Origin of the sequence: Streptomyces qaidamensis (genome assembly GCF_001611795.1) — a bacterium.
GTDB classification, from domain to species: domain Bacteria; phylum Actinomycetota; class Actinomycetes; order Streptomycetales; family Streptomycetaceae; genus Streptomyces; species Streptomyces qaidamensis.
In genome coordinates this window covers 5099628-5113145 of sequence record NZ_CP015098.1, presented here as the reverse complement: position 1 = coordinate 5113145, position 13518 = coordinate 5099628, and the positions used below count along the sequence as shown (strand labels likewise).

At 71.1% G+C, this 13518-nt stretch carries 13 protein-coding genes; 7 read left to right on the top strand and 6 right to left on the bottom strand.

The features are described from left to right. The first annotated feature begins 154 nt into the window (after positions 1–154). From A4E84_RS22720 to A4E84_RS22695, 6 genes are all read left to right on the top strand, one after another. Positions 155–1987 carry a phosphatidylglycerol lysyltransferase domain-containing protein gene (locus tag A4E84_RS22720; protein WP_062928352.1) on the top strand — a complete coding sequence of 611 codons (1833 nt, stop codon included), beginning with the start codon at positions 155–157 and terminating at the stop codon, positions 1985–1987. A 73-nt stretch (positions 1988–2060) separates the two neighbouring features. Continuing rightward, positions 2061–2942, top strand: coding sequence for a dihydropteroate synthase (folP, locus tag A4E84_RS22715; protein ID WP_079129077.1), 882 nt, complete (start codon positions 2061–2063; stop codon positions 2940–2942). Beyond that, a complete protein-coding gene (locus tag A4E84_RS22710) occupies positions 2939–3445 on the top strand; it encodes a nuclear transport factor 2 family protein (RefSeq protein ID WP_062928350.1) in 507 nt (168 codons plus the stop codon). The genes folP and A4E84_RS22710 overlap by 4 nt, the downstream gene beginning before the upstream one ends. Before the next feature lie 236 nt (positions 3446–3681). After that, positions 3682–4041 carry a dihydroneopterin aldolase gene (folB, locus tag A4E84_RS22705; RefSeq protein ID WP_062928349.1) on the top strand — a complete coding sequence of 120 codons (360 nt, stop codon included), beginning with the start codon at positions 3682–3684 and terminating at the stop codon, positions 4039–4041. Continuing rightward, on the top strand, positions 4038–4649 hold the full coding sequence (folK, locus tag A4E84_RS22700; RefSeq protein WP_062928348.1) for a 2-amino-4-hydroxy-6-hydroxymethyldihydropteridine diphosphokinase: 612 nt from the start codon (positions 4038–4040) through the stop codon (positions 4647–4649). The genes folB and folK overlap by 4 nt, the downstream gene beginning before the upstream one ends. A 59-nt stretch (positions 4650–4708) precedes the next feature. Continuing rightward, positions 4709–5197: a DUF3180 domain-containing protein gene (locus tag A4E84_RS22695; RefSeq protein ID WP_062928347.1), complete on the top strand. Its 489-nt coding sequence runs from the start codon at positions 4709–4711 to the stop codon at positions 5195–5197. A gap of 12 nt (positions 5198–5209) precedes the next feature. On the opposite strand, the gene folE is transcribed toward A4E84_RS22695, so the two are convergent. The 6 genes from folE to dacB all read right to left on the bottom strand — a co-directional run bounded on the left by folE (position 5210) and on the right by dacB (position 12875). After that, complete coding sequence (folE, locus tag A4E84_RS22690; protein ID WP_062928346.1) at positions 5210–5815, bottom strand: GTP cyclohydrolase I FolE; 606 nt, start codon at positions 5813–5815, stop codon at positions 5210–5212. Between the two features lie 127 nt (positions 5816–5942). Beyond that, a complete protein-coding gene (gene ftsH, locus A4E84_RS22685; RefSeq protein WP_062928345.1) occupies positions 5943–7982 on the bottom strand; it encodes an ATP-dependent zinc metalloprotease FtsH in 2040 nt (679 codons plus the stop codon). A gap of 187 nt (positions 7983–8169) precedes the next feature. Next, positions 8170–8709, bottom strand: coding sequence for a hypoxanthine phosphoribosyltransferase (gene hpt, locus A4E84_RS22680; RefSeq protein WP_237304982.1), 540 nt, complete (start codon positions 8707–8709; stop codon positions 8170–8172). An 83-nt stretch (positions 8710–8792) separates the two neighbouring features. Continuing rightward, a complete protein-coding gene (gene tilS, locus A4E84_RS22675) occupies positions 8793–9881 on the bottom strand; it encodes a tRNA lysidine(34) synthetase TilS (protein WP_062928344.1) in 1089 nt (362 codons plus the stop codon). Positions 9882–10077: 196 nt separating this feature from the next. Further along, the gene (locus A4E84_RS22670; RefSeq protein WP_062928343.1) at positions 10078–11205 is read right to left on the bottom strand and encodes a zinc-dependent metalloprotease; all 1128 of its coding nucleotides are present in this window, start codon (positions 11203–11205) and stop codon (positions 10078–10080) included. A gap of 83 nt (positions 11206–11288) precedes the next feature. Next, positions 11289–12875, bottom strand: a complete 1587-nt coding sequence (dacB, locus tag A4E84_RS22665; RefSeq protein ID WP_062928342.1) for a D-alanyl-D-alanine carboxypeptidase/D-alanyl-D-alanine endopeptidase — start codon at positions 12873–12875, stop codon at positions 11289–11291. A gap of 79 nt (positions 12876–12954) precedes the next feature. On the opposite strand from dacB, the gene A4E84_RS22660 reads away from it, so the two are divergent. Next, positions 12955–13446: an inorganic diphosphatase gene (locus tag A4E84_RS22660; RefSeq protein ID WP_007452023.1), complete on the top strand. Its 492-nt coding sequence runs from the start codon at positions 12955–12957 to the stop codon at positions 13444–13446. Positions 13447–13518 lie beyond the last annotated feature (72 nt).

The window sequence follows — 13518 nt, the reverse complement described above, 5'->3', positions numbered from 1 at the left end:
TCGGCCTTTGACACGGCTTTGACGTGGGGAGTGAACCTCTCCCCACGAGACACCGTCCTAGAGGGCGCAATGTCGCCGGATGCCCGAATCGGCACCGGATCCAAGGTCTCTCGCAGAACTACGGGATGCGATGTCTGTCAGGACAGATGAGGAAATGTCGGGCGAGGTTCCGAGCCGCGGCAGCGGCACGGCCCGTCCGGGCCGGGTGAGCCGGATACTGCGCGGGCCACGCCCCGAAGCCGTCCCCGTCCTCGTCGGCAGAGCCTGCGCCCTGGTGGGCGTCCTGGACATCGCCGCGGGCGTCTTCCCCCGCTTCCGGCACAGCCGGATGCACGCCATCGCCGAGGTCCTGCCCGGCGCGCTCGGCCCGTTCGCGGCCGCCCTGGCCCTCAGCACCGGTGTGCTGTTGCTGCTGCTCGCGCACGGCCTCAAGCGCGGCAAACGCCGGGCGTGGCGGGCCGCCGTGGCGCTCCTGCCCGCCGGTGCCGTCGCGCAGTTCACCTACCGGCACTCACTCGTGGGGATGCTGATCTCCCTGGCCCTGCTGGCACCCCTGCTGCGCCACCGGGACCAGTTCAACGCCCTGCCCGACCCGCGCAGCCGCTGGCGGGCCCTCGCCAACTTCGTCCTCATGAGCGCCGGTTCGCTCCTGCTCGGGCTGCTCATCGTCAGCGTCCACGGCGAACGCATCGTCGGCGACCCCAGCCTCGCCGACCGCATCGCCCACGTCATCTACGGCCTGTTCGGCTTCGAGGGCCCGGTCGACTACCAGGGCAACACCTCCTGGACCGTCGCCTTCTCCCTCGGCGCCCTCGGCCTGCTCACCGCCGTCACCACGATCTACCTGGCCTTCCGCCCGGAACACCCCGCCGCACGGCTCACCGAGGAGGACGAGGCCCGGCTGCGCGCCCTGCTCGACAAGCACGGGCGCCGCGACTCCCTCGGCCACTTCGCCCTGCGCCGCGACAAGGCCGTCGTCTTCTCCCCCAGCGGCAAGGCCGCCGTGACCTACCGCGTGGTCTCCGGCGTGATGCTCGCCAGCGGCGACCCGATCGGCGACGTCGAGGCCTGGCCCGGCGCCATCGAACGGTTCATGGACGAGGCCAAGGCCCACTCCTGGACCCCCGCCGTCATGGGCTGCTCCGAGACCGGCGGCGAGGTGTGGACCCGCGAGACCGGGCTCGACGCCCTCGAACTGGGCGACGAGGCGGTGGTGGACGTCGCGGATTTCTCCCTCGCCGGCCGCGCGATGCGCAACGTGCGCCAGATGGTCAAGCGCATCGAGCGCGCCGGTTACGAAACCCGGGTACGACGTGTCCGTGACCTCGGCGAAGCCGAACTGGAGCGCATCCGGCAGGCCGCCGACGACTGGCGCGGCACCGACACCGAACGCGGCTTCTCCATGGCCCTGGGCCGCGTCGGCGACCCCGCCGACGGCGACTGCCTCATCGCCACCGCCCACAAGCAGGACGACCACCCGGGCCCCTACGGCGACCTGAAGGCGATCCTGCACTTCGTGCCCTGGGGCACCGACGGCGTCTCCCTGGACCTGATGCGCCGCGACCGCTCGGCCGACCCCGGAATGAACGAACTGCTCATCGTGGCCGCCCTCCAGGCCGCCCCCAGACTGGGCGTCGCACGCGTCTCCCTCAACTTCGCCATGTTCCGCGCCGCCCTCGCACGCGGCGAGAAGATCGGCGCCGGCCCGGTACTGCGCGCCTGGCGCGGACTGCTGGTCTTCCTCTCCCGCTGGTTCCAGATCGAGTCCCTGTACAAATTCAACGCCAAGTTCCAGCCGCGCTGGGAGCCGCGCTTCGTCGTCTACCGCGCCTCCGCCGACCTGCCCCGCATCGGATTCGCCGCGATGCAGGCCGAGGGCTTCGTCACGCTCGCCCTGCCCCTGCCGCGCTTCCTGCGCCGGCGACGCCCGGCCGCCCACCGCCCGTGCGCCCACGGCACCGCGGAACGGGGTGTCCGGGCGGCGTAGCACGGCATCCCCCACGCGGCCGTCGCCCGGGCCGCAACGCCTGACGACCCCCGCCGGGGCCTACGCTGAACATATGAGCAACCAGAGCGGACGCGGGCGCGTGGCGGGCCTACCGGAACGGGACCGCTGCGCGGTCATGGGAGTCGTGAACGTCACCCCCGACTCCTTCTCCGACGGCGGCCGCTTCTTCGACACCACGGCCGCCGTCAAGCACGGCCTGGACCTGGTCGCCGAGGGCGCCGACCTGGTCGACGTCGGCGGCGAGTCCACCCGCCCCGGAGCCACCCGGGTCGACGAGGCCGAGGAACTGCGCCGCGTCGTCCCCGTCGTCCGCGGCCTGGCCTCCGAGGGCGTCACGGTCTCCGTCGACACCATGCGCGCCTCCGTCGCCGAACGGGCCCTCGCGGCCGGCGCCGCCCTCGTCAACGACGTCAGCGGCGGCCTCGCCGACCCCCGCATGATCCCGGCCGTCGCCGACGCCGGAGCCCCCTTCGTCGTCATGCACTGGCGCGGCTTCCTCCAGGGCGGCAACGTCAGGGGCGAGTACACCGACGTCGTCACCGAAGTCGTCGACGAACTGCACGCACGCGTGGAGGCCGTCCTGGCCGGAGGCATCGCGCCCGGCCGCGTCATCGTCGACCCCGGCCTCGGCTTCTCCAAGGACGCCGAGCACGACCTCGCCCTCCTCGCCGGCCTCGACCGCGTCCTCGCCCTCGGCCACCCCCTGCTCGTCGCCGCCTCCCGCAAACGCTTCCTCGGCCGGATCCTCGCCGGCCCCGACGGCCCGCCGCCGCCCGCACGCGAACGCGACGCGGCCACCGCCGCCGTCTCCGCGCTCGCCGCGCACGCCGGCGCCTGGGCCGTCCGCGTCCACGAGGTCCGCGCCACGGCCGACGCGGTCCGCGTCGCCCGCGCCATCGCGGGAGCCCGCACCGGCACAGAAGGAACCCGGTGAGCGCCCCGCACACCGACGTCGAGCAGGTCGAGGCCGCCAACACCGCCTTCTACGAGGCACTGGAACAGGGCGACTTCGAGGAACTGGCGTCGCTCTGGCTCACCCCCTCCGACCTGGGCGTCGACGAGAGCTACCACGACCCGGCCGACACCGGCGTGGTCTCCTGCGTACACCCCGGCTGGCCCGTGCTCACCGGCCGGGGGGAGGTCCTGAGGTCGTACGCGCTCATCATGGCGAACACCGACTACATCCAGTTCTTCCTCACCGACGTGCACGTCTCCGTCACCGGCGACACCGCCCTGGTCAACTGCACCGAGAACATCCTCAGCGGCGGCCCCGCCCCCGAGGGCGCCGGCGAGGAGCTCGGCCCGCTCGTCGGGCAGCTCGTGGTCGCCACCAACGTGTTCCGGCGCACGCCCCTGGGGTGGAAACTCTGGTCGCACCACGCTTCCCCCGTCCTGGCCGAAACCGACGAGGACGAACAGGACGACACCCCCGGCTGAGTGGGTAGGCGGCATGAAGTGGTTGGAATCACGGGCGCCCGGGTAGGGGCGGCTACCAACCTGTGCACCGACGGGTTCCCCAGGGGAAACGCCGGATGAATCCCGCCGGGCCCGGCCAAAGCCGCCACCCCGTGGCCCGGGCCCGCCCGTGCCCGCAGGTAGATTCGACCGAGGCCGGTGTGCCGACCGCACACGGCACCGCCCGGCCCTGACCGACGATTGCAGGAGTGATTCGCGTGGATCGTGTCGCGCTGCGCGGCCTGAAGGCCCGCGGGCACCACGGTGTGTTCCCCGAGGAACGCAGGGAGGGCCAGACCTTCATCGTGGACCTTGTCCTCGGCCTGGACACCCGACCGGCCGCGGCCGACGACGACCTGGCGAAGACCGTGCACTACGGCATCGTGGCGGAGGAGGTCGTGGCCGTCGTCCAGGGCGAGCCCGTCGACCTCATCGAGACGCTCGCCGAGCGCATCGCCCAGGCCTGTCTGAAGCACGAGGGAGTGCAGGAGGTCGAGGTCTGCGTCCACAAACCGGACGCCCCGATCACCGTCCCCTTCGACGACGTGACCGTCACCATCACCCGGAGCCGAGCATGACCGCGCCCTTCATCAAGGGTCCGACCGACCCGACCGTACAGCCGGTACCCACCTCCGTCGTCGAGAAGGTCGACGCCGCCGACACCACCCTGTCCAACCCCAAACGGGCCGTGGTCGCCCTCGGCTCCAACCTCGGCAACCGCCTGGAAACCCTCCAGGGAGCCATCGACGCCCTGGGCGACACGCCCGGCGTCCGCATCAAGGGCGTCTCCCCCGTCTACGAGACCCAGCCCTGGGGCGTGGACCCCGGCAGCCAGCCCGCCTACTTCAACGCCGTCGTGGTCCTCAAGACCACCCTCCCGCCCTCCTCGCTCCTGGAGCGTGCGCACGCGGTCGAGGAGGCCTTCCACCGCGTCCGCGACGAGCACTGGGGCCCCCGCACCCTCGACGTCGACATCGTCTCCTACGCCGACGTCGTCTCCGAGGACCCGCAGCTCACTCTCCCCCACCCCCGGGCCCACGAACGCGCCTTCGTCCTGGCTCCCTGGCACGACCTGGACCCCGAGGCACAGCTGCCCGGCCGGGGCCCGGTCGCCGGTCTGCTGGACGCCGTCACCCGAGACGGCGTGGCGCCTCGTACCGACCTGGAACTCCGGCTGCCCGAGTAGCCGTTAAGGTCAAGACGGCCGCGAACCGGGCCGGAAGCCGGGGGAACCGAAGGGACACCGTGAGAGAGCTGCGTATCCGGGTGCTGGCCGGCGTCTTCGTCGTGGCCGGAGTCCTCTCCTGGGCGGGCGCCCGCCTGTGGAACTCGGTCGGAACGCTCCCCAGCGTCCCCCTGGCCGCCCCCATCGTCCTGGCCGTGATCGCCGTGATCCTGCTGGCCACGGCGCTCTCGATCCGCGCCCGGCTCAGGGCCCAGCGCGAGCGCCGGCCCGAGGCCAAGGGCGTCGACCCCCTCATGGCGGCCCGCGCGGTCGTCTTCGGCCATGCCAGCGCCCTGGTCGCCGCCCTGGTCGCCGGCATGTACGGCGGCACCGGCGTCTTCCTCCTGGAATCCCTCGACATCCCCGCCCGCCGCGACCAGGCCGTCTACGCCGGCCTCTCCGTCCTCGCGGGCATCGGCGTCATAGTGGCCGCCCTCTTCCTGGAACGCGTCTGCAAGCTCCCGGAGGACGACGAGAACGACGGCACGGGGGTGGCCCCGACGGTGTGAGGCGAAGCGGCGTCAGCGGGCCATGATGAGGCTCATGGCCTCGTTACGGGTCGCCGGGTCGCGCAGCTGTCCCCGGACCGCCGAGGTGATCGTCTTCGCGCCCACCTTCCGGACGCCGCGCATCGACATGCACATGTGCTCGCACTCGACGACGACGATCACGCCGCGCGGCTCCAGGATCTCCATCAGGGAGTCGGCGATCTGCGTGGTGAGCCGCTCCTGCACCTGCGGGCGCCGGGCGTAGACGTCCACGAGCCGAGCGAGCTTCGACAAGCCTGTGATCTTGCCTTCGACGGACGGGATGTAGCCGACGTGGGCGACGCCGACGAACGGCACGAGATGATGTTCGCAGGAGCTCAGGACTTCGATGTCCTTCACGAGGACCATCTCGTCGTGCCCGAGGTCGAACGTCGTGGTCAGCACGTCCTCGGGCTTCTGCCACAGCCCCGCGAATATCTCCTTGTACGCCCGCGCCACCCGCGCCGGCGTCTCCCTCAGCCCCTCGCGGTCCGGGTCCTCGCCGACCGCGATCAGGAGTTCGCGTACGGCGTTCTCGGCGCGCTTCTCGTCGAACTCGCCGATCTGGCCCTCGCCGTCCAGCGTCACGGGGTCGGTCATCTGATGCCTCGTTCCTGTGTTCTTCACGGAGGGCCTGCGCATATGGCGCAAAGCCGCGCCCCCCAGGCTAAAACCTGGGGGGCGCGGCATCCATTCCAGGGCCGGTGGGCCGGCCGGGAGAGCCCGGTCAGCTCTCGGGGCGGTCCTCCGGGGTCCGCTCGGGCGCCGGGGCGGGCTCCGCCACGGTGCTCTTCGCGGTGGAGATGGCCGGCGTCGCGCCGTTCGCCCCGTTCGTCAGCGCCAGCTCCTTGGGGGAGAGGACCGGCGGACGGGTGGACGGCGTACGGCGGGAGGAACCGGTCCAGGCGGGCCGCGGCGGGCGCTTGACGATGGGGGCGAAGATCTCGGCGATCTCCTCCTTGCCCAGCGTCTCCTTCTCCAGCAGCTGCAACACCAGGTTGTCCAGAACGTCGCGGTTCTCGACCAGGATCTCCCACGCCTCGTTGTGCGCGGTCTCGATGAGCTTCTTGACCTCTTCGTCCACGAGCGCGGCGACCTCTTCCGAGTAGTCGCGCTGGTGAGACATCTCACGGCCGAGGAACGGCTCGGTGTTGTCGCCACCGAACTTGATCGCGCCGAGACGCTCGGTCATGCCGTACTGCGTGACCATGGCGCGGGCCAGACCGGTGGCCTTCTCGATGTCGTTGGCGGCACCCGTGGTCGGGTCGTGGAAGACGAGTTCCTCGGCCGCGCGGCCGCCCAGCATGTAGGCCAGCTGGTCCAGCATCTCGTTGCGCGTGGTCGAGTACTTGTCCTCGTCCGGCAGCACCATCGTGTAGCCGAGGGCCCGGCCTCTCGACAGGATCGTGATCTTGTGGACGGGATCGGAGTTCGGTGAGGCCGCCGCGACCAGGGCGTGTCCGCCCTCGTGGTACGCGGTGATCTTCTTCTCCTTGTCCGACATGATCCGGGTCCGCTTCTGCGGGCCCGCGACCACACGGTCGATCGCCTCGTCCAGCATGTGGTTGTCGATCAGCTTCTTGTCACTGCGGGCGGTCAGCAGGGCCGCCTCGTTCAGGACGTTGGCCAGATCGGCACCGGTCATGCCGGGCGTACGGCGGGCCATGGCCGACAGGTCGACGTCGGGCGCGACCGGCTTGCCCTTCTGGTGGACCTTGAGGATCTCCAGACGGCCCTGCATGTCCGGGCGGTCGACGGCGATCTGCCGGTCGAAGCGGCCGGGGCGCAGCAGCGCCGGGTCGAGGATGTCGGGCCGGTTCGTCGCGGCGATGAGGATCACGCCGCCCTTGACGTCGAAGCCGTCCATCTCGACGAGGAGCTGGTTCAGGGTCTGCTCGCGCTCGTCGTGACCGCCGCCGAGGCCGGCGCCGCGGTGGCGGCCGACCGCGTCGATCTCGTCGACGAAGACGATCGCCGGGGCGTTCGCCTTGGCCTGCTCGAACAGGTCACGGACCCGGGAGGCACCGACACCGACGAACATCTCGACGAAGTCGGAACCGGAGATCGAGTAGAAGGGGACGCCCGCCTCGCCCGCCACGGCACGCGCGAGCAGGGTCTTGCCGGTGCCGGGAGGCCCGTAGAGCAGGACGCCCTTGGGGATCTTGGCGCCGACGGCCTGGAACTTGGCCGGCTCCTGGAGGAACTCCTTGATCTCGTGGAGCTCCTCGACGGCCTCGTCGGATCCGGCGACGTCGGAGAAGGTGGTCTTGGGGGTGTCCTTGGTGATGAGCTTGGCCTTGGACTTCCCGAAGTTCATGACCCGGGAGCCGCCGCCCTGCATCTGGTTCATCAGGAACAGGAACACGACCACGATCAGTACGAAGGGCAGCAGGGAGAGCAGGATGCCCACGAACGGGTTCTGCTTGGACGGCGAAACCGTGTAGCCGTCCGGGATCTGCTTGTCCTGGTACTTGTTCTGCAGCGTATTGGCGAGGTCAACGCCTTGAGTGCCGATGTAGCTCGCCTGGATCTTCGAGCTGCCCTCGACCTTTACGCCGTCCTTGAGCGTGACCTTGATGATCGATTCGTCACCGGTGGTCAGCTTGGCCGACTCGACCTTGTTCTGGTTGATCGCCTGGACGACCTGGCCGGTGTCCACCGTCTTGTGGCCGCCGGACGAGCCGACGACCTGCATCAACACGACCACGGCGAGGACGGCCAGCACGATCCACATGACCGGCCCACGGAAGTATCGCTTCACGTCCATCCATACGGAGCGGTGCCGCCCCGTCCCTCCTGCCATAGTGAGTTTGATAAAGACTGTTCTTCGGACGGTACCCCAGCATTGTCACCTGAAGCCGCGTGGGACGGCTGGCGATCCGCCTATGCCTGCTCCAACGGCGGGAAGCCCGCTGGGGTTCCCGATCACCGGCACGGCACCGCGGCCGGGTTTTTCAGCCGCCGTACACGTGGGGCGCGAGCGTACCGACGAACGGGAGGTTGCGGTACTTCTCGGCGTAGTCGAGGCCGTATCCCACGACGAATTCGTTGGGGATGTCGAAGCCGGCCCATTCCACGTCGATGGCCACCTTCGCGGCCTCGGGCTTGCGCAGCAGCGTGCACACCTTGAGGGATGCGGGCTCGCGCGAGCCGAGGTTGGAGAGCAGCCAGGACAGGGTCAGGCCGGAGTCGATGATGTCCTCGACGATCAGGACGTGCTTGCCCTTGATGTCGGTGTCGAGGTCCTTCAGGATCCGCACCACACCGGAGGACTGGGTGCCCGCCCCGTACGAGGATACGGCCATCCAGTCCATGGTGACGGGGGTGGACAGCGCCCGGGCGAGGTCGGCCATGACCATCACCGCGCCCTTGAGAACTCCGACGATCAGCAGATCCTTGCCCGCGTACTCCGCGTCGATCTTCGCTGCCAGTTCGGCCAGCTTGGCGTCGATCTCTTCCTTGGTGATGAGCACCTTCTCGAGGTCGGCACCCATGTCTTTCGCGTCCACCCGCATCACTTTCGGTCGTCCCACCGGCCGAGCGGCCCCTCCTGGCTACTGCGGGGAGGGGTCGTGGTTCAGCCTTGCCGAATCACCAGTCTGCCACCCTGCCGCCGGGCCACGACCTTGCCGGGCAGGTTGATGGCTCCCTGACCGCGCCAGCCGGTGATCAGCCGGTCGATTTCCTCGATGTGGCGGGCGAACAGCGACCCGGCGGGTGCCCCGGCCTCGATGGCGGCACGGCGCAGGACGCGGCGGCGTACGGCGGGCGGCAGGGCGTAGAGCTTGGCGCACTCCAGGAGCCCTGCGGCGTCGCGGACGCTGGCCTCGGCCTGGCGGGCCCAGGAGTCGAGGGCGTCGGCGTCGTCGCGGGAGAGCCGGGCCGTACGGGCGAGGGCCTCGACGACGCCTTTGCCGAGGGCCTTCTCCAGGGCGGGCAGGCCCTCGTGGCGCAGCCGGGAGCGGGTGTAGGCGGGGTCGGCGTTGTGGGGGTCGTCCCAGACGGGCAGGGACTGGACCATGCAGGCCTTGCGGGCGGTCTGCCGGTCCAGTTCCAGGAAGGGGCGCCGGTAGCGGCCGCCGGCCCCCGAGACCGCGGCCATTCCGGACAGGGAGCGGATGCCGGAGCCCCGGGCGAGGCCGAGGAGGACGGTCTCGGCCTGGTCGTCGCGGGTGTGGCCGAGCAGGACCGCGGCGGCGCCGTGGCGTTCGGCGGCGGTGTCGAGTGCGGCGTAACGGGCGTCGCGGGCGGCGGCTTCGGGTCCGCCGGTGCGGCCGACGGTGACGGCGACGGAGTCGACGGGGTCGAGGCCGAGCTCTCGCAGGCGCTGGACGACTTCCGCGGCGCGGGCGTCGGATCCGGGCTGGAGGCCGTGGTCGACGGTGACGCCGCCTGCCCTGATGCCGAGCTTGGGGGATTCGAAGGCCAGGGCGGAGGCGAGGGCCATGGAGTCGGCGCCGCCGGAGCATGCCACGAGCACGAGCGGCGGGGGCGGGGATACCTCCCTGCTCGAGCGCAGCCGGGAGCTTGGGGGATGCTCGCGCGGGGAGGAGTGCGCGGGGGCGTGCGGGACCGCGGCGGGGGCGCGGTGGTGTTCGGTGAGGAGGTCGTGGAGGACGCGGCGGACCGCCAGGCGTATCGCCGCGACCGCAGGATGGGGACCCATGTCCGGTTCCCTTCATGAAGTTTTCGGGGGGTGAGCCCGCGTGTCGGTCACGCAGAGTGTGTAGATGGTGACAGAACCGGGCCGTTCCCCGAGCATCGCACGCCTACCCCTGCCTCACGGTCCCTCGGACGGGTGATTGGAGGGGCGTTCGCCTGCCGTCGGCCGGTTTCCTTTCACGACCTTCCCGCGATGTTCACTACTCGGCCCTGGGGTGCATCCGCGCGACCCAGTCCGCCGGTTTGGCGATCTCCGACTTGGTGGGGAGGGTGTTGGGCGAGGTCCACACGCGGTTGAAGCCGTCCATGCCGACCTCGTCGACGACGGCCCGCACGAAGCGTTCGCCGTCCCGGTACTGGCGGAGCTTGGCGTCCAGGCCGAGCAGCTTGCGCAGGGCCAGGTCCAGGCGGGAGGCGCCCTTGGCGCGGCGCTGCTGGAACTTCTCGCGGATCTCCCCGACGGTCGGTACGACGGCCGGGCCGACGCCGTCCATCACGAAGTCGGCGTGGCCCTCCAGCAGGGACATCACGGCCGTGAGGCGGCCGAGGATCTCGCGCTGGGCGGGGGTCTGGACGATCTCGACGAGTGAGCGCCCGCCGTCGTCCTCCTCGGCCTCGGGGCGGCCTCCGGCGAGGGTCTGGGCGGCTTCCCGGACGCGTTCCAGGACGGTCATGGGGTCGACGTCGGTCTCCTGGAGGAAGGACTGGATTTCACCCTCCAGGTGGTCCCGCAGCCAGGGCACGGCGGTGAACTGGGTACGGTGCGTCTCCTCGTGCAGGCACACCCAGAGCCTGAAGTCGTGGGGGTCCACGTCGAGTTCGCGCTCGACGTGGACGATGTTCGGGGCGACGAGGAGGAGCCGGCCGCCGCCGTTCGCGCCGGAGGGGAGTTCGCGGGTGGCCGGGGCGAAGGTCTCGTACTGGCCGAGGACGCGCGAGGCCAGGAAGGACAGCAGCATGCCGAGTTCGACGCCGGTGACCTTGCCGCCGACGGCGCTCATGACCGAGCCGCCGGGGGTGTCGCCGCGCCTTTCCTGCATCTTGTCGAGCAGGGGCTTGAGGAGTTCCCGGAACCCGGCGACGTTCGCCCGGATCCAGCCCGGGCGGTCGACGACGAGGACGGGGGTGTCGTGCCCCTCCTCGGTGCCCAGTCGGGTGAATCCGCGGACGTGTTCCTCCGAGGCCTTGGCATGCCGGCGCAGCTCCGCGACGACGGCCCGGGCCTCGTCGCGACTGACCTCAGGGCCCGGCCGTACGAGCCGGGTCGCGGTCGCGACCGCGAGATTCCAGTCGACCATGCCGGTTGAAGCACCACCGATGCTCGTCATGCGTCAACCGTACGTGAGCGCCGACCGCTGGGGCAGGGCGGCGAGGGCCGGGGGTTGATGGTGGGGCGCGGCGTGGGTGGCCGTCACCTGCAGCCGCACGCCGCCAGCGCGCTCGCGATGCGGTCCAGAGCCTGCTGGGTCAGGGCCGGTCCGCCGGGGTCCGTGTCCGTGGCCATGAACGCGAAGGCGAGCAGGCGGCCGTCCTCGTCGACGAGGGTGCCCGCGAGGGTGTGGACGCCCGAGAGGGTGCCGGTCTTGGCGCGGACGACGCCGGATGCTCCGTCCGTGTAACGGGTGGTCAGGGTGCCGGTGAAGCCGGCGACGGGGAGGCCGGTGAGGGCCGGGCGGAGCTCGGGGTGGGAGGGGTCGGCGGCCTTGGCGAGCAGGGCGGTGAGGAGGTCGGGGGTCAGCCGGTCGGCGCGGTTCAGGCCGCTGCCGTCCTTGAAGGCGGCGCCCTTCACGGGGAGGCCGAGTTTGCGCAGCTGGGAGCTGATGGCCTTGCCCGCGCCGGCGAAGTCGGCCCGGTTGCCCGTGGCGATGGCCGTCTGGCGGGCGAGGGCCTCGGCGATGTCGTTGTCGCTGTTGGTCAGCATGCGTTCGACGACGGCGGAGAGCGGGGGCGAGGAGACCGCCGCGAGGGTCTTGGCGCGGGTCGTGGCCTTGGACGGGCCGGGGGCCGTGGTCTTGATGCCGTGGGACTTCAGGAACTCCCCGAACCGGCGGGCAGCGTCCGCGGCCGGGTCCGTCACGCGCTGGGCCGGGCCGCTGACCGAGTCGTTGGTGCGGCCCTCGTCGGCCATCAGGGGAGTGACGCGGGCGAGATTGCCGTCGACCCCGATCGGGTGCATTTCGTCGCCCGCGTAGCGGGTCGTGTCGTAGGAGAGGGTCACCTCGCGCACGCCCCGGTCGGCGAGGGCGGCGGCCGTCCCGGCGGCCAGGGTGCGCAGGCTCGCCGCGCCGTCGGTGCTCTTGCGGGCGGTGAGCGTGGGGTCGCCGCCGCCGACCAGGACGACTTCCTTCGTGTCGGGTTCGAGCGCGGCGCGGGTGGTGAGGCGGTGGTCGGCGCCCATCGCGGACAGCGCGGCGACGGCGGTGGCGACCTTCGTCGTGGAGGCGGGGGTGAGCGCGGCGTCGGAGGCCTTGCCGAACAGGCGCCGGCCGGTGGTCACGTCGATGACCGCGGCGGCGGGCCGGGGGCCGAGGGCGGGGTCCTTCAGCAGGGGCGTGAGGGCGTCCGTGAGGGCCTTGCCGTCCGGGGCGGACTTGACGGTGCTGACGCCGCCGAGGCCGGTCAGCACCGGTCCGGCGCTGGGGGCGGGGCGGGGCCGGCCGGGCGCGCCGGGGGCGCTGCCGTGATCTGTGCCACCCGGGCGGCCCAGGGCCACGGCCCGGTCCCGCTCGGCCGTACGCTGACCCGAGGAGTCCCAGGGACCGGCTGCGGTCACCACACCGGCGGTCAGTGCGAGTCCGGCGGTGGCGGCGCCCGCGGTGTACTGCCAGGTCTTCGGCCGCGTACCCATCGCGACCTGCGGTTTTCCGGCTCGTGCGAGCCGCGCGAGCCGTGGTTTCGTGGCTGCTGCGGCCCGGGCCAGGCGCGGTCGTACGGCATCCGCGAGCCGCACCACGTACGGTTTCGCGGCCCGCCAAGGCCTCAGCTCTGGCACGACCACCAGCCCCTTTCGCGATCACACACCTGCGTGAGGGACACTTAACCACCAGAACTATGTGTTGATCATGGAGGAGCCACCGGTGGAGTTCGACGTCACGATCGAGATTCCGAAGGGTTCGCGCAACAAGTACGAGGTGGACCACGAGACCGGTCGTATCCGCCTGGACCGGCGACTCTTCACCTCGACCGCCTACCCGACCGACTACGGTTTCGTCGAGAACACCCTCGGCGAGGACGGCGACCCGCTGGACGCGCTGGTCATCCTCGACGAGCCGACGTTCCCGGGCTGCCTGATCCGCTGCCGGGCGATCGGCATGTTCCGCATGACGGACGAGGCGGGCGGCGACGACAAGCTGCTGTGCGTGCCGTCGACGGACCCGCGCGTGGAGCACCTGCGGGACATCCACCACGTGTCGGAGTTCGACCGTCTGGAGATCCAGCACTTCTTCGAGGTCTACAAGGACCTGGAGCCCGGCAAGTCGGTCGAGGGCGCCGACTGGGTGGGCCGCACCGACGCCGAGGCCGAGATCGAGCGGTCCTACAAGCGTTTCAAGGACCAGGGCGGTCACTGACCTCCACTGCTGTTGCCGATGGGCCGCACGCGTACGCGTGCGGCCCGTTCGTCCGTCTGTGCACATACTGAG